Raw genomic sequence first — 26,185 nt, 5'->3', positions numbered from 1 at the left:
GTCAGTGCTCTGTACAGGCGGGATCGTCGGGCGCCGTCCTGATCCGACCCAACAGGTCGTGCAGGCGGGCGACCTCCTCGTCGTCGAGGTCGGCGAACAGGTCCCGCTCCACCGCGGTCAGGGCGCGCTGGACCTTGGTCAGCAGAGTCGTGCCGGACCGGGTGATCCTCACGATGTGCCGGCGCCGGTCGGCGGAGTCGCGGCGGCGTTCGGCGAGTCCGCGGTCTTCCAGGTCGTTGAGGATGCCGACCATCACGCTGGGGTCGACGCCGAGAACCTCGATCAACGCCTGCTGGCTGATCGGCCCCGTCTCGGCGAGGTGCATGAGGGTGAGTCCACTGCGCGGCGTGAGCCCCGTCGCACCGAAGGCCTCCCGGATCCGACGATCCGTGATCGCCGCGTGACGGGCGAGCAGGAACCCGATCCGTTCGGTGACCTTTGGTGTGCGCACGACCTCCCCGACCATGACCGTACGCTAGCAGACCCTCCAGCGTTTGCGATCATAGATCGTTGACGTGGTTCAACGATCTGCTACCGTCTCGCCCATGACGCAAGACTCCGACGTGGAGGAGCTTCCTGGCGACCCGCTGGTACGAGAGTTCCTGTGGATCCACTCGATGGTCCGCCACGACCTCCAGGCCGTGCGCGACCTCGTCGCCGCGATCAACGCGGGCGTGGCGACGGAAACGGTTCAGGACACGATCCGCTCCCTGCAGACGCTGAGTCCGCTGTGGCAGCTCCGGGTCAACTGCCTGCGCTACTGCCGGTTCGTCCACGCCCACCACGGCCTCGAGGACGTCCAGCTCTTCCCTGCCCTTCGCCGCAGCGATCCGAGCCTCGGCCCGACGGTCGATCGGCTGGAGGCGGACCACCGAGCCGTCTCCGACCTGCTCGACGACGTCGAGGCCCTCGCGGTCCAGCTCGGTCCGAGCGACGACGAAGGTGTGCGCGCACAGTTGGTCAACGCGCTGGAGAAACTCAGCGAGGTTCTCCTCGCCCACCTCGACTTCGAGGAGGGATCCATCATCCCGACCATGCGGCGCTGGACCCACTGGCCGACCTGAGGTCGGCGGCGCCGCGCGGTTGCCGATCGCTATGGACAACACGTCACCGCTGCACGACAATCCTTTTCCGGTAGGCGAAATCGCCGCCACACCGTGCGCCTAGGAGCGACATGTACATCTGCTACATCATCGTCGCCATCGTCCTCGCCGCCGTCCTCGTGATGTCCGGGCGCGGCAAGTTGGTCAAGGACCAGCGGATCACCGAGAGTCTCACCAAGGTTGGCGTACCGACGAGTTGGTTCCCCTACCTCGCGACCGCTGAGTTGGCCGGCGCTCTCGGCCTCATCGTCGGCATCTTCGTCGCACCGCTCGGCATTGCCGCCGCGATCGGCATCATTCTCTACTTCGTCGGCGCCGTCACCACGCACGTGCGTGCGAGCGACACGAAGGGCGGACTGTCCGTCCCCGGTCCTCTGCTGGTTCTCGGGATCGTCGCGCTCGTCCTTCGCCTGATGGCCTGAGCTCCAGACCCGGCCTGCTCAGGACCTCGCCGTCGCGCGGTCGCCGGCCGTGGCATGGTCGGCGCTGCCCTGGTCGGCGCTGCCCTGGTCGGCGGCGAAGGACACCATCCAGGTCAGCGCGGAGTTCCAGTTGATGGCGTACTCGTTGGTCGCGAACGAACGGATGTCGTCCAGGTAGCACAGTTGCGGACGGCATCCGGCCAACCGCTTCTGCGCCACCGGGTCCTGCAAGGCGGCGTTGGCGCCGCCGGCCAGGGTGCCCGTCGGCGGGTGCGGCCGCTTCGGGTCGAGTTGGTGCGCGAAGATCCGGCTGTGCTGGTTCTGCGAGCTGTGCTCGCCGTATCCCGTGACGTAGGAGTTGTTCAGGCCGTTGCGGCCAAGAATGTAGTCCATGCCACGCAGGGCTCCGTCGCGGTAGCCGGCCCGACCGGTCAGGTCGTACGCCGTCGCGATGACGACCAGGTTGTTCAGGATGTTGGCGTTGGAGCCCCAGGCGTACGACGCCGCGTCGTTGCGAATGGGGACGCCGTACGCCTGCCGCCGCTGCCTGGCGAGATAGGTGTCGGCCGCGGCGATGACCGAGCCACGCGCGAACTGACGCTCCGCCGCCGGCAGCCGGCTTGGCACCGAGGCGAGGTCGAGCCGGCCAAGAGCACCCACCGACTGCCAGCCGAACCCGCCGGGGGCGAAGACGTCCGACCGGTGCAGTGGCGAGGAACGAACGGCGTCAAGGTAGGTCTGCTGCCCCGTCGTGAGGTACAGCTCGGCGGCCGCCCAGTAGAACTCGTCGTCGACGTCGCGGTCGCCGTACGCTCCGCCGCCGCCCGCGTCGGAGTCGCTCGCGTAGATCTTCGGGTGGGCCTTCGCGGCCGTCCAGGCCGTCTTCGCGGCGCTCAGGCAGCGATCGGCGAAGGCGTGGTCGAAGGGCTTGAAGACCCGGGCGCACTGGGCCCCGGCGGCCGCGAGGTTCAAGGTGGCGGCGGTCGACGGGCGGTGCAGCTCACGGGGTTGCGGGTCGTCCTGAGGCGACGTCGGGAGCGGCGTCCAGGCGCGGTCGTGGATCTTGTGGTGCGCCATGCCGGCGAGTGGCAGCCCGGGCGGCACCTGCATGCGGAGCAGGAACGCGAGTTCCCACCGCGCCTCGTCGAGGATGTCGGGGGTCGCGTTGCCGTGCTCGGGCACCCGAAGGCTGCCGTCGGCCAACGCCTTGGTCTGATCGCCCGGTGCGTGCGAGGCGCGTTCCCAGGTGCTGAGCAGCTGGGAGACCGCGATCCCGCCGTTCACGACGTACTTGCCCTGGTCGGCGGCGTCGTACCAGCCACCGCGGACGTCGAGACGGTAGTCGCACACGCCCTTCTGGCACGAGGCGTCGGCGTCGTCGGTGTTCGGGGGGACGCCGACGTGCCCGGCCGGGCGGGCGTAGCGCGCACCCACCAACGAACTCTCGATCGGGATGCCGCTGCGCTGGATGTAGAAGAACTTCAGGGCATCCGAGCGCAACCCGTCATAGACGTGATCGGAGATGTCGAACGGATAGCTGGTCGCTCCGTCAGCCGTGAGCGTGTAGCGGCTGCCTGGTCGTTCGAAGGATCCGAAGTCGATGGTCTGCACGCGTTGCCCCGAGGCCGGGTCGAGTCCCCGCGGGGTCGACTTTCCCCGCGCCACCACCTGGCCACCCGCACCGCGCAGCTGCCACGTGAGCGGTTCGGTCGCGGCACTCACCACCGTGGCGTTCTTCGGCCCTCGCGGGAGGTAACCCACCTGGTTCACCCGGACGCGGGGTCCGGTGCCGCGCGCGGTCGGATCGCCGCCCTCCGAGCTCAGCTGCGCACGCCCGCTCGCTGCCGAAGGCTTCGCCTCCGCGGCGGATCCGAAGCATGCCGTCAGGACGGTGAGCGGAAGCGCGGTCAGTACGCACAGGGCGACGACGCGATGCAGGGTGGCGCGGATCTCGGGCCTCCTAGCTCGGTAGGGCACCAGGGGGTGGTCCTGGATTGCGGTCCCGACCCACCCGGAGGGTCAGCCCGCGATGGTGGCAGTCGCGTTCCGCGAGTGTCAATCGCGGCTTGGCCACTTCCGCTCAACCTGGACCGGAACTCCCCGTTGCCAGCAAAGACGGCATTTCATGTGATCGAGAAAGGCGGAAAAGCCCCACAGCCGTTCGAAAGGATCGCGACGTCGATGAGAATCACCCGGTTGGAGACCTTCCTCGTAGCGCCCCGCTGGCTGTTCGTCCGGGTCGAGACCGACGAGGGCCTTGTGGGTTGGGGCGAGCCGGTCCTGGAAGGTCGGGCGGAGACGGTCCGCGCGGCCGTGCACGAGCTCGCGGAACTCCTCGACGGCGCCGATCCGCTCCGGATCGAGGACAACTGGCAGCGGCTCACCAAGGGCGCCTTCTACCGCGGGGGCCCGGTCCTCGCCAGCGCGGTGGCGGGGATCGACCAGGCGCTGTGGGACATCGCCGGCAAGGCGCGTGGTGTCCCCGTCCACGAACTCCTGGCCGGTCCGGTCCGCGAGCGGGTGCGGATGTACGGATGGATCGCCGGGACCGAGCCCGCGGACATCGCCGAGGCGGCGGGCGCCGCCGCGGATGCCGGTTTCACCGCGGTGAAGATGCTCGGGGCTCCGAGCCAGCTCGGGCTCATCGACACACCCGAGACGACCGACCTACTCGTGCGGCGGGTCGCCGCGGTCCGCGAGGTGCTCGGCCCCGGACGCGACCTCGCGATCGACTTCCATGGCAGGTTCACCCCCGCGATGGCGCGCCGACTCCTTCCCCTGCTGGAGCCGTATCACCCGTTGTTCGTCGAAGAACCGGTGTTGCCCGAGTACGGTCACCTGCTGCCCGGCATCGTGGCCGGCACCAGTGTCCCGATCGCGACCGGGGAGCGCCTCTTCTCCCGGGGTGAGTTCCTTCCGGTCCTGCAGGCCGACGTCGCCGTCGTCCAGCCCGACCTCTCCCATGCGGGCGGGATCTCCGAGGTACGCCGGATCGCGGTGCTGGCGGAGACCTTCGGCGCGCTGCTGGCACCGCACTGCCCGCTCGGGCCCCTCGCACTGGCTTCATGCCTGCAGGTCGATCTCGCCACGCCGAACTTCCTGATCCAGGAACAGGCCCTGGGCATCGAACGTGCCGGCGGACGCGAACTGCTGGGCGACCTGATGGACACCGCGGTCTTCGAGATGGTCGACGGGCATCTCGCGCGCCCACTGCGACCAGGACTCGGGATCGACGTCGACGAGGACGCCGTACGACGTGCCGGCGAGGTGGGTCACCGCTACCGGATCACGCCGTGGAGGCACGCTGACGGTTCGTTCGCGGAGCTCTGAGCGGGCACCAACCGGCACCGACCTGGCACCGACTCCTACGTCGGTCCTGACTCCAATCCCTGCTTCGCGACGTGGTGGTCGAGCACCCGGGAGAGGAGCCGGGTGAGTTGCGTGCGCTCCGCTGCCGAGAGTGGCTCCAGCAGGTCGTCCTGGATCCCGGCCACCACCCCGTCGAGGCGGCGCAACTGCCGGCGCCCCGCCGCGGTGATCGTGACGACGTTGCGCCGCCTGACTGGACGGCCCGAACTCCTCCAGTGCCGCGAGCAGCGCGTAGTGGTAGCGGTGCGCACCGGAGGCGGACAGGCCCTGTGCCACCAGGCGGTGCGCGTGCACGGCCGTCTGGGTGATGAGCCGGCTCGGCGTGTTTCGCAACCGCGCCCTCGGCGGACGAGATCACCCACCTCGACCGCCAACTGCGCGAGCTGAGCGACCGGTAGGAGATCGCCGACCTGGTGAGCCTGCAGGGACGCTGGCTGGACGAGAAGCGGTTCGACGACACGCGCTCGATCTTCACCGAGGACGCGACCGGCGAGTTCCCCTCCGGGCCGGTGCGAGGGGCGGACGCACTGGCCGACCAGGCCCTTCGCAACCACCGCGACTACGAGCGCACCCAGCACGTCACCACGAACGTGCTCATCGAGGTGGACGGCGACAACGCGACGGTCGGGGCGAACCTCGTCGCCACACTGGTCCCGCGTGCCGACGTGCCCGACTCCCGTCTCACCATCGGCGAGCGCTACCGCTTCGAGGCGGTCCGGACCGCGGCGGGCTGGCGTTTCTCGCGGGTGGAGGTGCGTCCGGTCTGGCGATCGCGCTGACACCTTGCCGAGCAGCGCGTCGTGTCCCAGCATCGCGGCGTATAACAGGGGCGGTCTGGAGCGGGTCCACCGGTCGTCCCGCGAGGCTGAACGGGGCGGCCGCGACGACAGGAGATGCCGATGGAACGCCTACTCAGGAGTCCGGCCCTCGAGCGGCTCGAATGGGTGCTCGACGGGTTCGACGACGGTCCGGGCGGTGACGGGAACGGCGGGGACCAACCGTGGGGCGAGGACGCCGACGTGGTCCTCGCACCCGAGCTCACGGCCAGGATTCCGGCCCAGAACCTGGTCCGGACGATCCGTGCGTCCGCGCGGACCTACGCGCCGATCGTCGTCGTGGGTGTCGACGTCACCGACCACACAGCCAAGGCGCGCCTGCGCGACCGCGACGGGAAGATCCACGTGCTGAGCTGCGGCGTCGAACCCGACCCGCCCCACCGGATCAGCTCGGTCTGGGTGTCCGACCTGGTGCCGGCGAGCCTGACCCCGCGGCTGCCGATGGACTTCGCCGATCACGATCTGGACAGCGTTGACCACGGCGTGGACGGCGCTGACCACGACCGCGCACCGGCGGCCGGCAAGGCCGCTCTGGTGGTCTTCTCCGGCCTGCCCGGAGTCGGCAAGAGCACCCTCGCCGATGCCGTGGGCCGCGTACGACAGGTTCCCGTCTTCTCCGTCGACTGGCTACTGGGTGCACTGACGCCGTTCGGCGGTCGCCACCTGGACGACCTGCTCGGCATCGGGGCGGAGCAACTGACCACGCTCGCGCTCCGCCAGCTCAGCCTGGGTCAGTCGGCGATCCTCGACGCACCGGTGGAGGACCTACCGTCGCGCGCACGCTGGGCAAGCCTGGCGCGCCGCGCCGGCGCGGACTTCAAGGTGGTCAGCTGCGTCTGCTCGGATCCGGTGGTGCATCGCTCCCGGGTCGAGGGGCGGGTGCGCGGCATTCCCGGCTGGCACGAGGGAGGAAACTGGGGCAACGTGTCGCGACGCCGGGCGGAGTTCGTGCCCTGGGAAGGCGACGTACTGACCGTCGACACGCTGCTGCCGTTCGAGGACAACCTGGCCGAGGTCCTCAGGTACCTCCACGCCTGACCGACCCCGCCTCCGTCAGGTGGTGTGCCCGAAGCTGCTGGTGAGCGTCAGCCGCTCGGCGTGGTGGCAGGCCGAGAGGTGCTCCCCGTCGACCGCACGAAGCTCCGGCCGCTCCCGCACACATCGATCCTCGTCCGCGTACCGGCAGCGGGTGTGGAAGAAGCACCCACTCGGCGGATCGGCCGGGTCCGGGAAGTTGTCCGACAGCCGGATCCGACGGCCGCTCCCGCGGAGGCGCGGATCAGGCCGGGGCACGGCGGACAGCAGCGCCTCGGTGTAGGGGTGTTGTGGGTCGCGGTACAACTGCTCGGTCTCGGCCAGCTCCACGATCTTTCCCAGGTACATCACCGCGACTCGGTTGCACAGGCTCTCGACCACCGACATGTCGTGTGAGATGAACAGGTAGGTGAGGTCGAACTCTTCCTGCAACTCCCGGAGCAGGTTGAGGATCTGGGCGCGCACCGACACGTCCAGCGCCGAGACGGCCTCGTCCGCGATCACCAGGCGGGGTTCGGCGATGAGTGCACGGGCGATGTTGACGCGCTGACGCTCGCCGCCGGAGAACGCGTGCGGGTAGCGGTGCATGTGCCCTGGCGACAAGCCGACCTTGCGCAGGATCGTGGCCACGCGGTCCTCGAGTTCGGAACCACGGGCGATGCCACTCGCCCGGAGTGGGTCACCCACGATCTGCAGGATGGTCATCCGGGGGTTGAGGGAGGAGAACGGGTCCTGGAAGATCACCCGGATCTTCTGCTGGTACGGCCGCAACTCCCGGTTGGTCATGGGTGCGAGATCGACGACGCCACCGTCCTCCTCGCGGTAGTACAGATGGCCCTCGGTGGGCTGGATGCTCCGTACGATGCACCGACCGAGCGTCGTCTTACCGCAACCGGACTCGCCGACCAGGCCGAGCACCTCACCCGGCCGCACACTCAGGCTGACGTTGTTGACGGCGTGCACGTACCCCGAGGTACGCGCGAACAGCCCGCGCCCCCTGATCGGGAACCGCATCGCGAGGTCCTCCACCCGCAGCAGGGTGTCCTGTTCCTCGTCGCGCACCAGTTCGCTGGTCATCCCCGCAACCGTCATGCTTGCCCCTCCCCCGCACTCCCGGCCTGTCGCCGTGCGTGCTCGTCCAGCAGGTTCGGCTCGTACAGCACGCAACGGGCGTTGCGGTCCTCGCCCAACACCACTCTGGGTGGCGGAACGCTGTCGCACAGGCCCGAGATCGCCTCGTCGCAGCGAGGATGGAACGGACAGCCGGCCGGGCGGTCCAGCGGATGCGGCACCTGACCCCGAATCGAGCGAAGCGGCTGCCGGACACCTCGCCCGGGCATCGGGATGGAGTCCAGCAACGCCTTGGTGTACGGGTGCTTCGGGTCGTGGAAGATGTCGTCGACGGCACCCTGCTCGACCACGGTGCCGAGATACATCACCACGACCTCATCGGCGATCTCCGCCACCACACCCAGGTCGTGGGTGATGAACATCATCGCCATCCCGGTGTCTGCCTGCAGGTCGACGAGCAGGTCGATGATGCGTGCCTGGGTGGTCACGTCGAGGGCGGTGGTGGGCTCGTCCGCTATGAGCAGGCTCGGCTCGCAGGACAGCGCGATCGCGATCATCACCCGCTGGCACATACCGCCGGACAGCTGGAAGGGGTAGGCCTCCATGGTCTGCTCCGGCCTGGGGATCCCCACCCGGCTGAGGAGTTCGATGCCCCGTTGGTAGGCCTCCTCCTTGCTCATCGGTTGGTGGACGCGGATCGCCTCGGTCATCTGGTTCGCGACCGTGTACATCGGCGAGAGCGAGGCCATGGGTTCCTGGAACACCATCGAGATCTCGTTGCCGCGGATCCCGCGCAACCTCTCACCCCGCACGTCGAGTCCGGCGAGGTCGATCCGTCCGGAGGGCTCCGACGCCGCCTCCTGCACACGTCGGTGTCCGCCCCTGGGCGACTTCCTGGTCCCGCCCCGGCGTGCCGGCTCCGGCGCCTCCTTGGCCACGGCGTCGTTGGCCACGGCGTCCTTGACCGCTCCGTTGCCGGCACCCCACCAGATGTGGCCCTCCACGACCCGACCGGGCGACTCCACCAGGCCGAGGATGGACCTGGCCGTGATGCTCTTGCCGCATCCGGACTCCCCCACCACACAGACCGTCTTGCCCAGCGGCAGCCGGAGGTCGACCCCGTCCACGGCTCGGACGACACCCTCGTCGAGGAAGAAGTGGGTCTTCAGCCCTTCGATGGTGAGCAGCGCATCAGACTGCGACATCACGCGTCTCCTACCGCTTGTACGGGTCTGCGGCGTCGCGCAGACCATCGCCGACGAAGTTCAACGCGAGGACGGCGACCACGACCGCGACTCCCGGCAGCATCAGCCAGGGCGCGGTGGCCACCACCCGGATGTTCTGTGCCTCCTGCAGGAGCACACCCCAGCTCACCACGGGCGCCTGGAGACCGAGGCCGAGGAACGACAACGCGGTCTCGGCCAGGATCATCCCGGGAATCGACAGCGTGAGCGAGGCGATCAGGTGGCTCGTGAACGACGGCAGCATGTGCCGGAAGATCAGCCGGCGCGGGCGGTTTCCGTCCAGATGGGCGGAGGAGATGAACTCCTCCTCGCGCAGTGACATGAACCGCCCACGGGTGACCCGCGCGAGGTCGGTCCAGGCGAAGGTGGCCAGGATGACGGTGATAGCGAAGTAGCGTTGCAACGGCCCCCAGCCCGCGGGTACGGCGGCCGCGAGCCCGAGCCACAGCGGCAGGGTCGGGATCGACATGAAGAACTCCACCAACCGCTGGATGACCGTGTCGATCTTGCCGCCGAAGTAGCCCGAGATCCCGCCGAGCACGATCCCGAGGACGAACGCCATCGTCACACCGATCAGGCCGATCGTCATCGAGACCCGGGTGCCGTAGATCAGCCGCGAGAGCAGATCCCGGCCGTTGCGGTCCGAACCGAGCAGATAGATGGGTTCACGGTTGTCGACCGGTCCGAGCAGGTGGATGTCGCTCGGGATCAGTCCCCACAGCTTGTACTCCTCGCCGCGGTCGAACAGCCGGACCGGGATCTTCTTCGCCTCATCGACGGTGTAGGTGAGTTCGAGTGTCTCCGGGTCGAGCGACTTCTTGTAGCCCTTGACGTACAGCCCGAGGTCCCAGTTTCCGCCGCTGGTGTCGATGATGTGCAGCCGCTGCGGCGGGGCGTAGGGATAGCGCTCGTCGAACTTCGCGACGGAGAAGGGCGCGAGGAACTCCACGAAGAGAGCGATGAAGTACAGCACGAGGGTCACCCCCGCGGCGATCATCGCCAACCGGTGCCTGCGGAACGCCCGCCACACCAGACGGGACTGGCTCGCGGAGTGGATCTCGCCACGCGTCCCCCTGCCCGAGACGCCCGTCCCAGGGCCCTGCGTCGGGGTCTGGGCGAGTCCCAGCGGCTCTGACGTTGCCATCTTCGTGCACCCGACCCCTCAGTGGTTGCGCAGCCGGACGCGCGGATCCAACCACGCCAGCGCGATGTCGGACAGCAGCGTGCCGATGACGGTCAGCACACTCGTGATGAGAATGACCGAGCCGGCGAGGTACATGTCCTGGCTCAGCAGCGAACTCAGCAGCATCGGCCCGGTCGTGGGCAGCGAGAGCACCTGCGCCACGATCACCTCGCCCGACACGAGGACGGGCAGAATCCATCCGATCGTCGAGATGAACGGGTTCATCGCGATGCGCAACGGATACTTGAGGATCAGCTTGCGTTCGGGAATGCCACGGGCCCGCGCCGCGACGACGTAGGGCTTGCGCAGTTCGTCGAGCAGGTTGGCGCGCAGGATACGGATCAGTCCGGCGGTGCCGGCCGTGCCCAGGACGACGATCGGCACCCAGATATGACCGACCAGGTCGACCACCTTGCCGAGGTTCCATCCGGCGTCGGCGAAGTCTGGTGAGAACAACCCGCCGACGCTGAGGCCGAGGTAGCGGTAGCCGACGTACATCAGGACCAGCGCGATCAGGAAGTTGGGGATCGCGAGCCCGAGGAAACCGATCGTGGTGGCGAGGTAGTCGCCGACGGTGTACTGCCGGACCGCGGAGTACAGCCCGACCGGGATGGCCACCGCCCAGGTGAAGATGAGGGTCGCGGCGGCGATGCCGATCGTCAACGGAAGACGCTGCGCGAGGACGTCGCCGACCGGCCGGTTCAGCTGGAATGACTGGCCGAAGTCGAAGTGGGTGAAGATGGCCGTGATCCATTTGAGGTACTGCATGTAGACCGGTTGTCCGAGGCCGTACCTCGCCTCCAACGCGGCGAGCCGGCCCGCGTCCACCTCCACTCCCTGCGCTCGCATCTGCGCCACCATGGTGGTGAGGTAGTCACCAGGTGGCAGCGCGATGATGACGAACGCGACGACGGAGATCAGAAACAACGTCGGCACCATGTAGAGCACACGGCGCACAATGAAGCCGAGCATCCGTTCGTCTCCCTTCCGGCCGGTCCGAAACGATCCGCATCACGTCACCAGAGCAGGTGTGACCATTCCTTGACGTGGAGGTGGGGCGGTGGATCAGTCGTCGGCGATGTAGTAGGTGCTGACATTCGTCACAGCCGGGTAGGGGCACTTGAACGACAACCACATCGCGTTGTCGCCCGGAACGTTCCTGATCCGGTCGCTCACGACGGCATAGGCTCCGCCAGGGAGTGCGATCCCCATCGTCCAGAACTCGTCCCGGGCGATCTCGATGATCTCGCGGATACCTTCGTACTGCGTGTCGACGTCACTGCTGGCGATCACCTTCTCGCGGTAGATCGCGGCCTGGCGCTGCATCGCCTCCGGTGGCTCCTCCTGCGGGTCGCCACCCTCGTACCATCGCGACCACAGGGGCGCGTAGGAGGAGCCGCCCGTGGCGAACAACCACCGCGGATCGCTCACCATGTCGATGTAGCCGAGTTCGCCGTGGTCGAGGGTGCAGTCGAACTTGTTCGCGTCCAGTCGGGTGCTCACGAGCTCGGGACTGGCGTTGTCGATGCGCAACTCGATGCCGACCTGCGCCCAGGTGCCCTTCATGAACTCCAGGACGTCGACCATGTCGGGGTAGCGGCTCTGGGTCAGGACGGAGATGACGATGGGCTTTCCGTCCGAACCGAGCCGGTTGCCGTCGCCGTCGTGATCGGAGTAACCCGCCTTGTCCAGATGCTGCTTCGCGAGCTCGATGTCGAACTTCGTGTACTGCTCTCCCATGTCGGAGGACTTGTAGAACGGTGCCTCTGGCCGCGGCGCGGTCTGCCACGGCTTTCCCTGGGTGAGATAGACGAGGTCGATGATCTGCTGCCGGTTGATGGCGTGCGACAGGCCGATGCGGAAGTCCTTGTTCTGGTACATCCGCCGCTTCGCCGGATCCTCGTGGGTGAGGTTCAGGCAGATCCCCATCGTGTTGTGGTTCGGGTCGCGTACATCGACCAGGCGGTAGTTGCCGGACTCCCGTCCCCGGGCGAGCACGGGCTTGTTCTTCGGGACCGTGACCTCCGAACGCATGTACATGTCGACGTCACCGTTGGCCGCCTGCAGGATCAGCGAGCCCTGTTCGACCCGGAACGTGAACACGACAGTGTCGATGTAGGGCAGCTGGCTGCCGTCCGGATCGACCTTGAAGTAGTAGGGGTTGCGCTCCCACACCATGCGGTCGCCGTCCCCGTGCGGGTTCGCCGGCACCCACCCGGTGAGGACCGGGAGATCGATGTTGTTCAGTTCGTCGATCTTCTGCAAGAACACCTGGTCCCAGTCGTCACCGACGTCGGGGTTGAAGTCCTGGTGGAACTGCTCGAGGTAGTGCCGAGGCAGCAGCCGAAACGGCGGTCCGTGAATGGCGATCTGCTGCAGGAAGAGCGCGTTGGGCTCGGCGAAGACGAACTTCACCTCGTACTCGCCCAGCTTCTCGACCGCGACCGCCTTGTCGTCCATCTGCAGCGGTTTCGGCAGCACCGGTGTCAGCTTCTTGTTGCGGAGGATCTTCTCCGACCAGAACACCAGGTCGTCAGCGTTGAAGGGTTGACCGTCCGACCATCGCATGCCCTCCCGCAGCCGGAAGCGGTACTCCTTCCCGTCCCCGATGATCTCGTAGGACTCGGCCACGTTGGGGACGATCTTCGACCAGGTGGGATCCCAGGAGATGAGGTGGTCGTGGCACACCGTCATCCACAGCCAACTGGCGTCGGTGCTCTCCAGGACCGTACGCCACGAGCCGCCGTAGACTCCCGTGCTGTCCAGGGGCTCGATCACCAGCGGGTTCTTCGGCAGTCGCTCGGCGACGGGCGGGAGGTCGCCGGCCCGGACCCGCTCCTCCAGGATCGGCGCCTCCTTGCCCTTCGCTCCCGTGACGCTCCGCCCCTTCGTGGCGGGCTTCATGCTCAGGGCGCTGCAACCGGGAAGAACGACAGCGCCCGCGAGTGTCGCGCCAAGAGCCATGAACTCCTTGCGTGAGAACGTCCGTCTCATGCAGGCCACCTCTCTTCGCTTCCGGCTGGCGCTCCGGCGTTCCTCTCAGGACAGCGGCGCGCCGACGAACTTCGCCGCGTTCTCCCGAGCGCGGTCGGAGGGTGTCTCCCACTTCTGCGCTTCGGGCGTCTCCTGCCAGGCCGCGAGGTCGAGCAGCCCCAGCCCGCGACCGAAGCCCGCCTCGTCCGCACGCAGCCCCACCATGAAGGCGAGCCAGCGTCCGTCCGGGCTGACGTTGGAGTTGGTCGCCTTCCAGGTGTGGTCGGCCGGCATCGACGTCATCCGAACGCGTTGTTGGGAGCCGTCCAGCTTGAGCTTCCACAGGTCACGCGGCGGGTACATCGGCCAGTCCGTGTCGCAGGAGGATTCCAGGCAGATGTAGTCGTGGTCGGGAAAGATCCCCTCGCACTCGTTGTGCACGTTCGCCTCGTCGACATAGGTGGTGAACTCCCCCGTGTCGAGGCGACAACCCTTCACCACACAACGAGGATGGGGCGGACCACCACGGACGTACTCCGCGAAGATGACCTCGCTGTCGTCGTGCCGGAAGTCCTGCGGCTCCGGGCGCAACGAGCCACGCGTCCGGTAGAACGCCCGGTCCGCGCCGAGTTCGGGGCCGTCCTCGCCGTACGCGATGTCGGTGACGTGGCACTCGAAGACGTCCGGGTCACCAAGACTCGGGTCGTTGCGACCGCACACGGCGTAGGTGATCCGGGGCGCGATGGTCGAGACACCGGCGCCTTCGAACATGCGCCGGCCGAGTGGCTTGGGTGGCCGGCTGGCGTTCTTGTCCATGACCCACAGCTCGGACTCGACGTGCCGGCTCGTGTCGCGATCCTTGAACGTCCGCGGGCCGATCAGAAGGTAGTCACCGTTGGAGAGGAAGAGCACCCGCAGGAACGAGTGGTGCTGGCCCAGGTCGCGCGTCAGGTTGCGCACCTTGCCGGTCTCGACGTCGAGCTCGCAGGCGTCGCCGTAGTTCGTCTCGATGAACGCGATCCTGGTCCCGTCCGCGGACCAGTAGGGCCGCTCGCCGTAGTCGAGCAGCTTGCGGTGAAAGGGCGGCGGGTCGTCGAGGACGTGCGGGACATCGGCCTTCTCGTTGGGCATACGCCGTTTCCTTTCACCGTCTGGACTCGGATTCGGCTCCGGCACGCGCCTGATCGTCGCGTGCCGGCGCCGGCGCCGGCGTCGGTCTCAGCGGACTCGCTGACGGAGCACGTGATAGGGCTGGCTGGCGAGGGACTTCTCCAGCCCCGGCAGGATCCACGCGTCTCCACCGGAGGCGTGGACCGTGAAGTAGTAGACGAGCGCGAAGTCGGAGTCTGTGTAGGAGCCCGGAACCGTCGCCTCGAAGGTGGCGCCGTTCCGGCTCGTCTCGACCGTCTCGAAGTCCTCGCCCTGGTTGAGGTGACGGTAGTGAAGGACCACCGTTCCGTCGAAGGCTGGATCCGAGGTCTCCAGCGTGATCGTCTGGTCGTCCCCGCGGGAGAAGGGCTCGGGGACGGTGTGCTCGAAGCTCGGACGGGCGCCGCGGGAGATCTCCACGACAGCCTGCCCGGCCGGCGCGTTCTCCGCCTTCGCCGCTTCGTGGATCCGCTCGAGGTCGGCGAGGTCCGCCTCGATCGCCGGCAGCCGGTCGGCCCAGTGCCCGTGTTCGGAGCGAGCGTCCCCGAAGGTCAGGTCCGGTCGGTAGACCGACGTGACCTCGACCACGCCGACCCACGCGTCGCGAGCGGTGCGGTAGGCCTCCACCGCGTCGCCGAGATGACGCGGGTCCTTCGTACGTTCATACAGCGAGTACGCGAGCCCGGCGCGGTACTTGCCGGCGAAGAACCGCCCGATCCCCGCCTGCGCGGCCACGTCGACCGCGAGCCGTCGGAACTGCGGCTCCTCGGCGTCCGCGACCTGTGCCGTGGCGGCGGCCAGGTTGCCTTCGGCGTCAGCGGCGAGCCCGTCCAACCAGTCGGCGACGTCGAGCGGTGAGTATCGCCCGTCACGGTGCCCGGCGAGCAGGTCGTCGGCGTACTCGTCCACCCGGTAGAACATGCTCGGGTCGAAGGCGCTGACCCCTCCGAAGGTGGGCGGGGTCGCGGTGTCACGCTGGTAGTGGTCGGCGTTCGGTCCGCCGGCGATCGGCATGTTGAGGTAGATCTCGGGCCAGTACCCGTTGTTGGACGCGCCGATTCCGTGCGCCACCGTCACGAGCGGGAGAACCCTGCTGGCCGGTCCGAGCGCGTTCTCGACCGCCTCTGCCGCCGCGCCGTACTCCGCGCGGAGGAACCTGCGCCACGAGGCGGGATCCGCGTCCGGGTCGTAGAGCAGCCGTCCCCACAGCCGGTAGGTGTAGCGGTACTTCTTCCACTCCTGGCCGTCGAGGCGCAGAGCCTGGTCCGCATAGGGGTCACGTCCACCCGGCTCACCGGTGTCCTTGCGGCCCTTGAACGTCAACGGTTCGCACAGGTCGATGCCGGCGGCGCCGCCGATCGTGCCGAGCCGGCCATAGCCCGCCGCGAGAACCGGGTCGCCCCAGAGCAGGACCCGCTGGGTACCCGGCCAGATCCGGAAAAGCACCTTCACGTCGCTTCCCTCACGCAGGAAGTCCCCGTAGCCGTAGCGGGTGAACCGCCGAAGGTGCGCGGTGATCGCCATCAGTCCGGTGCCCGCCTCCTTGGTGGCGCGCTCCCGGTCGCGGATGGTGGTCTGGTGGTAGGGCAGGCCCTGGTGCTCGGCCCAGTACTTCGCGCCCACCTTCACCGGCATCCCGGTCCCGCGCGCGATCTCCAGCAGGGCCTCGTCCACGCCCTTGGCGTGCATGTCGATCTCGATCGGCCGGCCGACCTCGGCGACCGCGCTCATCACCTGCTGCCAGTACACCTCGTGGTCCGGCTCCGGAATGCCGCCCTCGTAGTGCACACGCATCGTGAGACCGTCGATCGAGGGGCACTCCCGCAGCAGCATGCCCAGCGCGGCCGCGGAGTACGCCGCGTGGGTCTCCGGGGTGAGGCCGGTGATCGGATAGTGCGGAATCGAGCCGTCGCCCTGGTCGTACGCGTGGTTCCACAGGCCGAGCTGGAAGTCGACGCCGCGGCGCTTCGCCTCGTCGGTGATGAACCGGAGGGTCTCGAGGTTGCGCTCGCGTTCCTCGTCGGGCACGTTGCCCGCACGTACGTCGTACCCGGGCACGTCGAGCAGGAACGGGTACGGGAAGCAGAGGTAGTTGTCCGTCGCCGGATGGTGTCCGTAGTTGTACTGCATGCCGAGCGCCAGGTGGAAGCGGTTGACCCGGTTGGTGGCCAGCTCGGTGAGGTACTCCACCCAGAAGTCCCGGTCGTAGAACCACGGCTTGTCCTCGACGTCACTCACGAACGTCCGCAGGATGCTGCGTACAGGAGTGGCCGGTTGCTGACTCGTCGGCTGGGTGCCGCGTAACTCGGCTAGGGGATCGTCGGCGAAGCGTGCCCGGTCGGCGAGCTCCAGGACGCCGTACATCAGGCCGCGGGCGTCGACACCCTCGACGTGCACCGGACCGTCCGGACCCTCTCGACGGCTGAGACTGAAGGACTCGGCTGGTCCCGCCTCTCCCGCTCCCCCGCCCACCACCACCGTGAGGGCCGCCTGGCTCTGGGCATCGGTCTCGACCGTGATCCCCACGCCCGCCAGGACCTCGGTGAACTGGCTCGCGGCCCACCGCACGGGCGCTTCGCGGACCACCGGGTCCGAAGGGTCGAGCGCGAGGACGATCGTCGGAGAGTCGCCACGGCCGGTCGAGGTGCTCATGTCTGGTCCTCGTTCCTGGGTCGTCAGTGGAAGCTGTCGGTCAGGTGGGCCCGCACCGGCGGCAACGCAGGCCGCCACGTCGCCGCCGGTCGCAGAGCTCGGGGTCGCCGAGCCTTCCCGAGGACAACACCTCGACGCTTCGGAGCTTCCTGGATCCCAGGAGACCTTCGAACGGTGCTCCGAGGCTGAGATTTCGAATCGTAGAACAGTTCTTCCACCGCAGAACCCACCTCGACGGTCCACAAGCGGTCACCACGTGGACGACGTTCGGTGACCACGCGAACGGTGGGCTCAGCGCTGCGGGCTCAGGTAGTAGGAGACCATCGGGCGCCTGCCGTCCGGCATCGTCCAGGCAGCCTGGACGCTCGCCACGCGCCGCCACCCCGCCTCCTCGTACAACGCGACCGCGGCGCCGCGTCCGTCGTCGACGACGTCGAGTACGAGTCGAAGGCCGTCTGTTGCCGCCTCGCAAGTCGCGCGGCCGATCAGGCCGGACGCCACTCCCCGACGACGTGCGCCCGGTACGACGAAGAGCCGGGACAACGAGGCGAGGCGTTCTGGCGGCACACCACCCGACGCCGCGAGTAGCGATGCCATCGAGTCGTCAGCGACGCCGCGAATCACGACGTGCCCGACAACGGTGTCGTCCAGGTGAGCTGTCCACGCGTGGAGCAGGTCGGTGGGCGTCAACCACCCGGCCGGCTCGGCCGGCCACCTGGTGGGATACCCGTCGGCGGCATGAACCTCCGCGAGAGCGGCCACGCATCCGGGAAGGTCACCGTTGTCTCGTGCACGGATGTGGAGAGGGTTCATGTGGGGCGATCCTGCCTCCTGCCAACGCGGCAGACATCCACGGCACCCCCGTCCTGTCAGCGCACAGCGATGTCGTCGAGTCGCTCCATCGGCACCTTCACCGCGCGCAGTGTCTCGTAGCCGAGCAGCCGAGCCTTGAGGAGCCGGTGTGTGCCGTCGAGGATCGTGAGTCGGTCCCGACGGTCCAGCAGGTGCAGCGGGTGGCTCAGATCGGCGGCGAGGGTGCGCGCGTACTGCGCCCGGAAGCGATCCGGATCCGCGGCGACCTCAGCCGGGCTGACGACGAAGGGGTGACCGCCATGAGTCCACAACGGCAACTCCAGGTGCCAGGCAAGCTCCGCGACCGGAATCTCGGTGGGTGTCAGGTCGAGCTTCCACAGCTGCTCGTGGTCCCAGTGGAAGTCGAGGATGACGTCCCGCAGCAGGGGCGGGACCAGATGGGCCAGTGGAAAGGGGCGACGGCCGGCCGGCATGACGCGAGGTTATCCGGGCGTACGACGGGAGAGTCGGCAACCGCACGGAGTAATCCTTCACCGGGAAGCGGGCAAGCAGAGCAGCCACGCTCACGCACTTCGCCGAGCGTGGCCGCTCTGCCGCCGCCGGCAGCCGGGTGGCTGGCTGCCGCGGTGTCCCCGGCTACGGGGTGTCCGGTGGTAGCGCTGGATCAGGCTGCTCCATCTGCTGGTCCTGCGGCTGATCCGGCGGATCGGGCTGGTCCTGCGGCTGATCCGGCGGATCGGGCTGGTCCTGCGGCTGATCCGGCGGATCGGGCTGGTCCTGCGGCTGATCCGGCGGATCGGGCTGGTCCTGCGGCTGATCCGGCGGATCGGGCTGGTCCTGCGGCTGATCCGGCGGATCGGGCTGGTCCTGCGGCTGATCCGGCGGATCGGGCTGGTCCTGCGGCTGATCCGGCGGATCGGGCTGGTCCTGCGGCTGATCCGGCGGGTCCGGTTGGTCCTGCGGCTGATCCGGCGGATCGGGCTGGTCCTGCGGCTGATCCGGCGGGTCCGGTTGGTCCTGCGGCTGATCCGGCGGATCGGGCTGGTCCTGCGGCTGATCCGGCGGATCCGGCGGGTCCGGCTGGTCAGGATCGGCCACCAGGCTGCCGGCGCTCCCCGCTGATGCTCCGGCCACCGACCCGTAGGTCATTCCCGTGCTGAACATCAACGCGAACGCAATCGCCACAAGTGCGGCGAGCCATCTGAATTTAGACCCCATGAAACCTCCAGCATTCCGCCAACGCTGCACCAGCCCCGGACACAGCGCTGCCCGTAGGGTTGGCGTTCCTGCTGTCGAAGAGTCGATTCTCTGTCGACGCTCGCGAAAACTGCTCCCCGGAAGGGGGTGGATGCCGCCCCTCTTTGGTACGGCGACGTCACGGGTCCCTCTTCTGCCGCCCAGCGAGGCGCGATCCGGGTCAAAAGGCTCACACCGGCAGACAGCCCTTGAGGGGCGGAGGAGACCGCGGGCAGACTCGTGCCTTGCCCGGCGCGCCGCTCACGGCGAATGACGAGGAATGACGAGTTGGCTGGCGAGCAGCCATCGGTCGCGGAAGGAAGCAACGGACAATGCCGACCCACGAGGACGAACCTCAAAGGCGGCGACCTGTCCGTTCCGACAATGACAGGCAAAGCGCCGAGATCCCGGCCGAATCCACCGAGGGCGACCCCTTCGAACCGCACTATCGCCGGGAACAGTGGCTACAGGCGGCCCTCGAGGTCACCCGGCTCCTGCAGGGCGACCTCAACCAGCGCGAGGCGCTCCAGGTGGTGACTCGGAAGATCCGTGAGGTCGCCGGCGCCGACTTCGTAGCCATCAGCTCGGTCGATCCGACCTATCCCGAGGGAGTCGGGGTGATCGAGGCGATCGAGGGCCTTGGCGTCGAGCACGTACTCGGCAGCCCGGTCGCCAAGCGCGGCCTGTCGGCGCGAGCCATCGACAACTCGATCACCATCGTCAGTCCGTCCATCACTCTCGAGGTGGGATACAACCCGGCCGACGAGTTCGCTGAGGCGATGCGGGTGCTGGGCCTTGGCATGTACGTCCCACTCGTCACGCCCGAGAAGGTGACCGGCGTCCTGACCATCGGCTGGAAGAGCGGCTCTCCCCATGAACGCATCGCCGCCAACGAAGTCCCGATGTTCGAGATGTTCGCCGGTCAGGCAGCTCTCGCGTTGCAGCAACTCGACGCACGGCGCCAGCTCGTCCATGAGCGGGAACAGGTCGCACGCGACCTGAGCGATGCCGTCATCGACCGCCTGTTCGCCATCGGCACCCATCTTCACGGTGTCGCGAGCATCGTGGCGCAATACGACGTACAACGCACAATGAGCCACGCTATCGACGAACTGGACGAGATGACCCAACAGATCCGAAACGCGATCTTCGCTCTCCAACCGAATCGTGACACCATCGAGCGGTCGGTCAGCGACCAGGTGCTGGAAGAACTCGACGCCGCGAGCGCGACGCTCGGCTTCACACCGCGCCTCGTCGTCAGCGGCGCGGTGGACAGTCCCCTCCCCGCCATCATCCAGCGCGAACTCGTGCGAGCTGTCCGCGAGACACTCAGCCACGCGGCCACCCACTCCTCGCCCAGTTCGGTGGAGGTGAGCCTCTCCGTGAACGCGGACCAGGTCACCCTCACCGTGCGGGACGACGGTCGTCGCGGAGCCGAGGCGAGTCCCCAACGCATCCTGCGGCAACTGCTCGGCCGGGCCGAACGACTCGGGGGCACCTGCACCATCTCAGCGGCCACTCCCACCGACACGGTCGTCGAATGGTCCGTACCCACGAGGCTTTGACTCCCTTTCGGAGATCGTTGTTAACCCACTCTTCATGTCCCTGGCGCCCGGTTCCGCGTGGATTCGCCTCGTCTCGTGCACCTCGACACCTGAGGAGTCGTGGTTACGATCAATAGATGGTCAATGCTGCGGACTCGGGGCCAAGGCCCAGCCCTTCGCTGTCTCAGCCGCCATCATCGGGCCCGACCGACCACATGAATCCGTCGGTCGCACGCAATCTCGCTCGCATCGCGTCGAATGCCGCAAGCCTCACCGGGGCGACGTACGCGACATTCGTGCTCGACTGTGGTGGCAACGCTGGTCTTGTCACCTCCGACGAGGTACGTGACGACGAGTCCCAGATCGGCTCATTACTGAGGGATCTCCACGGGCAGCTGCCTGTCTCCGACGATCCCCTCCGCATCCCGGATCTCGCCAGCTACGACGGAGGTCTCGGGCAGCCACCGCACCGCTACCACCTGCCGGTGACCAGCCTGCTTCGGGTGCCACTGCGCCTCGACGACACGTGTTACGGCGCGCTCGTGCTGGCCAACAAGCACCAGGGTCTGGCTTTCACCGAGGACGACGAGAGTGTCGCCGCGGCACTCGGGGACGCCGCGGCCGCCGCGCTTCGGCAGATGTACGTCTTCCGCCACGAACGCCGCCGACACGAGTGGCTGCGGGCCGCCCTCGAAACGACGCGGGTGCTGCTCGGCGAGGTCAACCGCAACGACGCCCTCCGACTGGTGACCCGGCAGATCCGCGAGGTCTCTGGTGCCGACTACGCGGCGATCGTGCTCGCGGACAGCGCCTCCTCCGAGGGACATGTCAGCGTGGAGGCGATCAACGGCCTCGGCCTCGAACGGGTCGACGGTCAACCGATCCCGTCCCAGGGGATCACGGCTACCGTCATCAAGACGGGCGAAGGTGTCGTCAGCGAGGACCTCCCGAGCGAACCTGACTGGGATCCCCCGCCCGTGGTGGCCAAGGACCTGTCCGTTCTCGGGCCTGGAATGTACCTACCCCTTCTGGTCGGTGGCGATGTCCTCGGCGTCCTCGCGGTTGGGTGGTTGCGCGGCAACCCGGCCGAACGGGTCGGCCCCAACGAGGTCGCGCTGGTGAGGATGTTCGCCGGCCAGGCCGCCCTGGCGATTCAGCAGTTCCAGGCCAAGCTCCTCGTCCTGGAAGACCGGGACCGCATCGGGCGCGACCTGCGGGACGTCGTGATCGAACGACTCTTCGCCATCAGCACTCGCCTGGAGAGCGCCGCCGGACTGTCCAACCGGCCGGAGGTGCGCCAACGCATCGACGAGGCCATCGGCGACATCGACCAGACGACCCGAGGCGTCCGTACCGCGATCTTCCAACTCCGCAACGACGGAGTGCCCGACGACCGTCCCGCGAGCGAGCACCTGTTGGAAGAGTTGGACAACGCCCGATCGGGCCTTGGCTTCACTCCCCGTCTCGTGATTCGAGGCCCGCTCGACCGCCGACTCCCACTACCGCTGCAGCACGAACTGCTGCACGCCGTACGCCAGGCCCTCGGTGACGCGGCCACCCATGGGCGCCCCGACATGGTCGAGGTGCTCGTCTACATGGACGAGACACGGCTCCGGCTCGTGGTCAGCGACGACGGCGCAGAGCGGACCGGGGTGAACGTGCCCGCCACCTCGATCGCGGCGGACCTGCGCGCCCGAGCCACCCGCCTCGGCGGCTGGGCGACGATCCGACCCGCGGACCCCACCGGCACTGTCATCGAGTGGCAGGTCCCGCTCAGCGCGTAGTTCGTGCCCCGTCAGTGCGCACAGCAATGCCGCACGGGCCGCGACGGGCACCGCGAACGGCAAAGTCGTCCGTGCGCGGACGACAAGACGCCGGCGCCAGCCGCGCGAACCCCTGGGTTCGCGCCGACCAGCGCCGGCGTCAGTCAGTCAGCAATCACGTCGCGGTGAGCCAGAGCCCGCCGCGAATGCCCTGACTCGGGTCAGCCGCCGAGCTTGGAGTTGTAGTCGGCGATCTGCTCGTTGGCCTTCTTCTCGGCATCCGTCAACGCCGTCTTGGCGTCCTGCCCCTGGAGCACCGCGGCCTGCATGGCGTCCTCGACGTCCTTGCGGATGTCGGGCATCTCGCCGACCGAGCAGCCCTGCGTGGCGTAGCTCAGCTTCGTGGCCTGCAGCTGCTTGATGGCCGTCTCGAACTGCGGCTTCTCCGACACCCACTGCTTGTCGGTCGGGTCGTCGAGGGCACCCTTGCTGATCGGGAAGTAGCCCGTCGAGGTGTGCCACGTGACCTGCGACTCCTTGCTGGCGAGGAACTTCACCAGCTCCCAGGCCGCGCGCTCCTTGGTGGAGTCGCCCCGGTCGGTCACCCACAGCGAAGCACCACCGATGATCGGGCCACCGGCGTCGCCCTGGTCGATCTTCGGGAAGAAGCCGGTCGCGACCGTGAACGGGTTCTTCGCCGCCGCGGCACCCTCGGTGAACTGGCCGAGCGAGCCCGTCGACTCCAGGCTCATCGCGACCGTGCCGGAGCTGAAGGCGTTGTCACCGTTCTCGGTGTTGCTGTCGAGCTTCTCGGCCAAGCCCTGCTTGACCATCTCCTGCCACCACTTCAGCAGCTCGATGTTGCCCTCGGAGGCCAGCTGCACCTTGCTGGCGCGCCCGGTCCGGCCGTTGTCGACGTCACAGATCGTCTGGTTCGCGACCGCGTTCCACTGCTCGAAGAACCAGCCGTAGAGCGACGCGCCGAATCCGTACTGAACGGTCTCGCCAGACGTTGCCTTGATCTTCTTGGCGTCGGCCATGATCTCGTCGAGCGTCGTCGGCGGCTTGTCGGGGTCGAGCCCGGCCTTCTCGAACGCCTCCCGGTTGATGTACATCAAGGGCATCGAGGTGTTGAACGGCATCGAGTACAGCTTGTTGTCGACGGTGTAGTAACCGGCGATGTTCGGCTGGATGTCGGCGACGTCGTAGTGATCCGCGTCGATGAACGACTGCATCGGGACGATCGAGTTCGAGTCGATCATGTACCGGGTGCCGATGTCGTACATCTGCATCAGGTCAGGACGCTGCTGGGCGGAGGCGTTCTTGTACGCCGCGAGAGCGGTGTCGTAGGCGCCCTTGTAGTTGAGGGTCACCTTGATCTTGCCCTGGTGGTCCTGGTTGAACTCCGTGACCAGCTTCTGCAGCGCCTGGCCGTTGGTTCCACCCATCGCGTGCCAGAAATTGATGTCGACTTCGCCCTTGCCGTTGAGCGCGTCGGCTCCGGCCACGGCACCCTTGTCATCGCTCTTGGTGTCGCTCGAGCTCGCGGCCGAGGAGCAGCCAGCGGCGACACTGGCCGCGGCGAGCACGAGGGCGAGGGCGCCCGCTCCGCGGCGGAGCGTGCTGGCCTGGGGATTGCGGGACTTTCCCCACCAATTTTTCAGCACTGTGTTTCCTTTCATCGTTTCGCCCTTGTCAGAGAAGGGCCATCACCGCGTGGCGGTGGGTGTCACTTCACGGCTCCTGCCATGAAGCCGCGGACGAGCCAGCGTTGGCCGAAGATAACCAGCAGCAAGGTGGGGATGAGAGTGATCGTCACTCCGGCGAGGACGAGTGCGTGCTGAGTACCGTTTCCGTTGGCCTTCAACGCGAAGACCGCGGTCTGCAACGTGTTCATCGAGTTGTTCGAGGAGGAGATGATCAGGGGCCAGAAGTACATGTTCCAGCCCTGGAGGAAGGACCACACGGCCAGCGCGGTGAGCGACGGACGGGTGGCCGGAAGCACGATGGTGAACAGGAAGCGCACGGGTCCGCAGCCGTCGATCTGCGCTGCCTGGTGCAGCTCCTTCGGGAACTGCAGGAACGCCTGGCGCATGAGGAAGACACCGAATCCGTTGGCGAGGAAGGGCAGCACCAGACTCCAGTGGCTGTTCTCCAGGCCAAGGCTGCGGATGAACAACGCGTTCGGGACGACGATCGCCTCGTACGGCACCATGATCGTGGCCATGAACAGCCAGAAGATCGGCCGGCGCAGCGGCGTCGAGATGAACACCAACGCGTAGGCGGCAAGGCAGGACGTCACCAGGTGGGCGACCATGATGAGCACGCCCACGAACAGCGAGTTCGCGAACGCCGGCACCAGCGGCACCACGGCCTCGTGCCAGGCCGCGACGTAGTTGTCGAAGGAGTACGACCCGTTGAACAACCCGGGCGGCTGACGCACCAGCTGACCTTCGGGCAGGAACCCACCGACGACGGTCAGCAGGACGGGAAACAGGAGCACGACCGCCGCGATGGCAAGGCCCAGGTAGGTCGCGATCGTCGCCACCACCCCTGGCTGGTCCAGCCGGGCCTTCCGACGCCCGGCCGTCGTGCCCGCCGCCGAGTTCGCCGGCGTGGTCCGCAGCGCTGGTCCCGTGGTTTCGACCAGATCAGTCACCGGTAGTGCACCCGCCTTTCGACCACGCCGAACTGGATCGCCGCGAGCGCGATGCCGAAGATCAGCAGCACCAGGCCCTGGGCGCTCGCGAGGCCGTAGTCGTTGTTTCCGTTCTCGAACGCGTTGTGGAAGATCGAGTAGACGAGCGTGGAGGTGCTGCCGTTCGGTCCGCCGTCCGTTATCACCTGCACCTGGCCGAGCGCCTGCAGAGCCGTCAAGGTGGTCGTGACGATGGCGAAGAAGACACTGGGCGAGATCATCGGTAAAACGACGTGGATGAACTGTCGCAGTCCCGTCGCACCGTCGATCCTCGCGGCTTCGAGCACTTCTTCGTCCACGCCGGCCAGACCCGCCCCGAGGACGAGGAGGTTGAAGCCGGTGACCACCCAGACGGTTGCCCAGGCGACGGTGAGGAGGGCCCAGGGCGACTCGGTGATCCAGCCCGGCGGTGTCACGCCGAACAGGCGCAACACCCAGTTGACGGGCGACATGGACGGGTCGAGCATCAGGAGCCACACCACACTCGCCGCTGACGCCGAGTAGGCGAACGGCAACGTGAACAGGGTCCGAAGGGCCTTCATGCCAGGCAGCCGCTGCGCGAGCGGCACGGCAAGTGCCATCGGCAACAGCACGCCGACGATCACGACGAACGCCGTGAACTCCAGCGTGTGGAGCAGCACCTGACCGAACTCGGGGGTCAGCAGCTTCGCGAAGTTCGCGGCACCTACCGAGCGGGTGGGATCGCCGTTGATGTCGGTACCCCTGGTGGACAGGAAGATCGCCTGGAACAGGGGGAAGATCACGAAGATGCCGAGGCCGGCGATGGCCGGTAGGCAGAACGCGAGACCGAGCAGGGATTCCCGGAGGGAGATCCGACGTCGCCATCTCGGATTCTGCCTACTCGCCGTCGAGGGCGAGCCCGGAAGCGCGGCGACAGAGGTAGTCACGGTGTGGCAGCTTGAACCGGGTCGAAGAACGCGATCGGTCGCGTCCGCGTCCGGCGCCTTGACTGCGGATGTCCGGATAATGACATCGCAATCTGTCAATGCCATCTATACGCGTCGTTGACGGGCCCGACGCCTGAGGTTGTACGCATCGCCGCGTCGGCGCTACTCCTTGTGTCACAGGGTCTT

23 protein-coding genes are annotated in these 26,185 nt (G+C 67.7%); 7 read left to right on the top strand and 16 right to left on the bottom strand.

Annotated elements, in window-relative coordinates; translation table 11 throughout:
* Position 1: 1 nt before the first annotated feature.
* On the bottom strand, positions 2 to 466 hold the full coding sequence (locus HEB94_RS29745; protein ID WP_192752941.1) for a MarR family winged helix-turn-helix transcriptional regulator: 465 nt from the start codon (positions 464 to 466) through the stop codon (positions 2 to 4).
* A gap of 79 nt (positions 467 to 545) precedes the next feature.
* Between HEB94_RS29745 and HEB94_RS29740 the strand changes: the two genes are divergently transcribed.
* On the top strand, positions 546 to 1,064 hold the full coding sequence (locus HEB94_RS29740; RefSeq protein ID WP_192752940.1) for a hemerythrin domain-containing protein: 519 nt from the start codon (positions 546 to 548) through the stop codon (positions 1,062 to 1,064).
* A gap of 110 nt (positions 1,065 to 1,174) precedes the next feature.
* Positions 1,175 to 1,525, top strand: coding sequence for a DoxX family protein (locus tag HEB94_RS29735; protein WP_192752939.1), 351 nt, complete (start codon positions 1,175 to 1,177; stop codon positions 1,523 to 1,525).
* 18 nt (positions 1,526 to 1,543) lie between these two features.
* On the opposite strand, the gene HEB94_RS29730 is transcribed toward HEB94_RS29735, so the two are convergent.
* Positions 1,544 to 3,502, bottom strand: a complete 1,959-nt coding sequence (locus HEB94_RS29730) for a glycoside hydrolase family 9 protein (protein WP_337918047.1) — start codon at positions 3,500 to 3,502, stop codon at positions 1,544 to 1,546.
* 204 nt (positions 3,503 to 3,706) lie between these two features.
* On the opposite strand from HEB94_RS29730, the gene dgoD reads away from it, so the two are divergent.
* On the top strand, positions 3,707 to 4,855 hold the full coding sequence (gene dgoD, locus HEB94_RS29725) for a galactonate dehydratase (protein WP_192752938.1): 1,149 nt from the start codon (positions 3,707 to 3,709) through the stop codon (positions 4,853 to 4,855).
* Positions 4,856 to 4,890: 35 nt separating this feature from the next.
* Here dgoD and HEB94_RS49590 read toward each other — a convergent pair whose 3' ends face one another.
* Positions 4,891 to 5,040 (bottom strand): hypothetical protein, encoded by a 150-nt coding sequence (locus HEB94_RS49590; protein WP_202896632.1) that lies wholly within the window; start codon positions 5,038 to 5,040, stop codon positions 4,891 to 4,893.
* Positions 5,041 to 5,295: 255 nt separating this feature from the next.
* Between HEB94_RS49590 and HEB94_RS29715 the strand changes: the two genes are divergently transcribed.
* Positions 5,296 to 5,673, top strand: a complete 378-nt coding sequence (locus HEB94_RS29715; protein WP_337918562.1) for a nuclear transport factor 2 family protein — start codon at positions 5,296 to 5,298, stop codon at positions 5,671 to 5,673.
* 120 nt (positions 5,674 to 5,793) lie between these two features.
* Positions 5,794 to 6,768 (top strand): P-loop nucleotide/nucleoside kinase family protein, encoded by a 975-nt coding sequence (locus HEB94_RS29710; protein WP_192752937.1) that lies wholly within the window; start codon positions 5,794 to 5,796, stop codon positions 6,766 to 6,768.
* A gap of 15 nt (positions 6,769 to 6,783) precedes the next feature.
* Here the strand turns inward: HEB94_RS29710 and HEB94_RS29705 are convergent, their stop codons facing one another.
* From HEB94_RS29705 to HEB94_RS29655, 10 genes are all read right to left on the bottom strand, one after another.
* The gene (locus HEB94_RS29705) at positions 6,784 to 7,842 is read right to left on the bottom strand and encodes an ABC transporter ATP-binding protein (RefSeq protein WP_192752936.1); all 1,059 of its coding nucleotides are present in this window, start codon (positions 7,840 to 7,842) and stop codon (positions 6,784 to 6,786) included.
* 11 nt (positions 7,843 to 7,853) lie between these two features.
* Positions 7,854 to 9,041: an ABC transporter ATP-binding protein gene (locus HEB94_RS29700; RefSeq protein ID WP_192752935.1), complete on the bottom strand. Its 1,188-nt coding sequence runs from the start codon at positions 9,039 to 9,041 to the stop codon at positions 7,854 to 7,856.
* A 10-nt stretch (positions 9,042 to 9,051) separates the two neighbouring features.
* A complete protein-coding gene (locus tag HEB94_RS29695) occupies positions 9,052 to 10,224 on the bottom strand; it encodes an ABC transporter permease (RefSeq protein ID WP_192752934.1) in 1,173 nt (390 codons plus the stop codon).
* An 18-nt stretch (positions 10,225 to 10,242) separates the two neighbouring features.
* Positions 10,243 to 11,235 carry an ABC transporter permease gene (locus tag HEB94_RS29690; RefSeq protein WP_192752933.1) on the bottom strand — a complete coding sequence of 331 codons (993 nt, stop codon included), beginning with the start codon at positions 11,233 to 11,235 and terminating at the stop codon, positions 10,243 to 10,245.
* Between the two features lie 93 nt (positions 11,236 to 11,328).
* The gene (locus tag HEB94_RS29685) at positions 11,329 to 13,257 is read right to left on the bottom strand and encodes an ABC transporter substrate-binding protein (protein WP_192752932.1); all 1,929 of its coding nucleotides are present in this window, start codon (positions 13,255 to 13,257) and stop codon (positions 11,329 to 11,331) included.
* A gap of 45 nt (positions 13,258 to 13,302) precedes the next feature.
* A complete protein-coding gene (locus tag HEB94_RS29680; RefSeq protein WP_192752931.1) occupies positions 13,303 to 14,367 on the bottom strand; it encodes a TolB-like translocation protein in 1,065 nt (354 codons plus the stop codon).
* Between the two features lie 87 nt (positions 14,368 to 14,454).
* On the bottom strand, positions 14,455 to 17,037 hold the full coding sequence (locus HEB94_RS29675; RefSeq protein ID WP_202896630.1) for a hypothetical protein: 2,583 nt from the start codon (positions 17,035 to 17,037) through the stop codon (positions 14,455 to 14,457).
* A gap of 291 nt (positions 17,038 to 17,328) precedes the next feature.
* Positions 17,329 to 17,850 (bottom strand): GNAT family N-acetyltransferase, encoded by a 522-nt coding sequence (locus HEB94_RS29665; protein ID WP_192752929.1) that lies wholly within the window; start codon positions 17,848 to 17,850, stop codon positions 17,329 to 17,331.
* A gap of 56 nt (positions 17,851 to 17,906) precedes the next feature.
* Positions 17,907 to 18,323 carry a hypothetical protein gene (locus tag HEB94_RS29660; protein ID WP_192752928.1) on the bottom strand — a complete coding sequence of 139 codons (417 nt, stop codon included), beginning with the start codon at positions 18,321 to 18,323 and terminating at the stop codon, positions 17,907 to 17,909.
* Between the two features lie 163 nt (positions 18,324 to 18,486).
* Positions 18,487 to 18,948 (bottom strand): hypothetical protein, encoded by a 462-nt coding sequence (locus HEB94_RS29655; protein ID WP_192752927.1) that lies wholly within the window; start codon positions 18,946 to 18,948, stop codon positions 18,487 to 18,489.
* A 470-nt stretch (positions 18,949 to 19,418) separates the two neighbouring features.
* Between HEB94_RS29655 and HEB94_RS29650 the strand changes: the two genes are divergently transcribed.
* Together HEB94_RS29650 and HEB94_RS29645 are read left to right on the top strand one after the other, a co-directional pair.
* Positions 19,419 to 20,651, top strand: coding sequence for a GAF domain-containing sensor histidine kinase (locus HEB94_RS29650; protein ID WP_192752926.1), 1,233 nt, complete (start codon positions 19,419 to 19,421; stop codon positions 20,649 to 20,651).
* A 194-nt stretch (positions 20,652 to 20,845) separates the two neighbouring features.
* A complete protein-coding gene (locus HEB94_RS29645) occupies positions 20,846 to 22,414 on the top strand; it encodes a sensor histidine kinase (protein WP_192752925.1) in 1,569 nt (522 codons plus the stop codon).
* A 200-nt stretch (positions 22,415 to 22,614) separates the two neighbouring features.
* Here HEB94_RS29645 and HEB94_RS29640 read toward each other — a convergent pair whose 3' ends face one another.
* The 3 genes from HEB94_RS29640 to HEB94_RS53760 are packed head-to-tail and all read right to left on the bottom strand — an operon-like array spanning position 22,615 to position 25,999.
* Complete coding sequence (locus HEB94_RS29640; protein ID WP_192752924.1) at positions 22,615 to 24,075, bottom strand: ABC transporter substrate-binding protein; 1,461 nt, start codon at positions 24,073 to 24,075, stop codon at positions 22,615 to 22,617.
* A gap of 47 nt (positions 24,076 to 24,122) precedes the next feature.
* Positions 24,123 to 25,052, bottom strand: coding sequence for an ABC transporter permease subunit (locus HEB94_RS29635; protein WP_202896629.1), 930 nt, complete (start codon positions 25,050 to 25,052; stop codon positions 24,123 to 24,125).
* Positions 25,049 to 25,999 carry an ABC transporter permease subunit gene (locus HEB94_RS53760; protein WP_202896628.1) on the bottom strand — a complete coding sequence of 317 codons (951 nt, stop codon included), beginning with the start codon at positions 25,997 to 25,999 and terminating at the stop codon, positions 25,049 to 25,051. Before HEB94_RS53760 ends, HEB94_RS29635 begins: the two co-directional genes overlap by 4 nt.
* Between the last annotated feature and the right edge of the window lie 186 nt (positions 26,000 to 26,185).

This window comes from Actinopolymorpha pittospori, from assembly GCF_014873875.1.
Taxonomy (GTDB): domain Bacteria; phylum Actinomycetota; class Actinomycetes; order Propionibacteriales; family Actinopolymorphaceae; genus Actinopolymorpha; species Actinopolymorpha pittospori.
The sequence above is the reverse complement of the archived record's forward strand: the minus strand, read 5'-3'. Positions and strand labels throughout refer to the sequence as shown.

Bases quoted from the DNA above. Each gene is read 5' to 3' on its own strand.
- HEB94_RS29745 (WP_192752941.1), bottom strand. From the start codon at position 466: ATGGTCGGGGAGGTCGTGCGCACACCAAAGGTCACCGAACGGATCGGG.
- HEB94_RS29740 (WP_192752940.1), top strand. From the start codon at position 546: ATGACGCAAGACTCCGACGTGGAGGAGCTTCCTGGCGACCCGCTGGTA.
- HEB94_RS29735 (WP_192752939.1), top strand. From the start codon at position 1,175: ATGTACATCTGCTACATCATCGTCGCCATCGTCCTCGCCGCCGTCCTC.
- dgoD (WP_192752938.1), top strand. From the start codon at position 3,707: ATGAGAATCACCCGGTTGGAGACCTTCCTCGTAGCGCCCCGCTGGCTG.
- HEB94_RS29710 (WP_192752937.1), top strand. From the start codon at position 5,794: ATGGAACGCCTACTCAGGAGTCCGGCCCTCGAGCGGCTCGAATGGGTG.
- HEB94_RS29705 (WP_192752936.1), bottom strand. From the start codon at position 7,842: ATGACCAGCGAACTGGTGCGCGACGAGGAACAGGACACCCTGCTGCGG.
- HEB94_RS29700 (WP_192752935.1), bottom strand. From the start codon at position 9,041: ATGTCGCAGTCTGATGCGCTGCTCACCATCGAAGGGCTGAAGACCCAC.
- HEB94_RS29695 (WP_192752934.1), bottom strand. From the start codon at position 10,224: ATGGCAACGTCAGAGCCGCTGGGACTCGCCCAGACCCCGACGCAGGGC.
- HEB94_RS29690 (WP_192752933.1), bottom strand. From the start codon at position 11,235: ATGCTCGGCTTCATTGTGCGCCGTGTGCTCTACATGGTGCCGACGTTG.
- HEB94_RS29685 (WP_192752932.1), bottom strand. From the start codon at position 13,257: ATGAGACGGACGTTCTCACGCAAGGAGTTCATGGCTCTTGGCGCGACA.
- HEB94_RS29680 (WP_192752931.1), bottom strand. From the start codon at position 14,367: ATGCCCAACGAGAAGGCCGATGTCCCGCACGTCCTCGACGACCCGCCG.
- HEB94_RS29675 (WP_202896630.1), bottom strand. From the start codon at position 17,037: ATGAGCACCTCGACCGGCCGTGGCGACTCTCCGACGATCGTCCTCGCG.
- HEB94_RS29665 (WP_192752929.1), bottom strand. From the start codon at position 17,850: ATGAACCCTCTCCACATCCGTGCACGAGACAACGGTGACCTTCCCGGA.
- HEB94_RS29660 (WP_192752928.1), bottom strand. From the start codon at position 18,323: ATGCCGGCCGGCCGTCGCCCCTTTCCACTGGCCCATCTGGTCCCGCCC.
- HEB94_RS29650 (WP_192752926.1), top strand. From the start codon at position 19,419: ATGCCGACCCACGAGGACGAACCTCAAAGGCGGCGACCTGTCCGTTCC.
- HEB94_RS29645 (WP_192752925.1), top strand. From the start codon at position 20,846: ATGAATCCGTCGGTCGCACGCAATCTCGCTCGCATCGCGTCGAATGCC.
- HEB94_RS29640 (WP_192752924.1), bottom strand. From the start codon at position 24,075: ATGAAAGGAAACACAGTGCTGAAAAATTGGTGGGGAAAGTCCCGCAAT.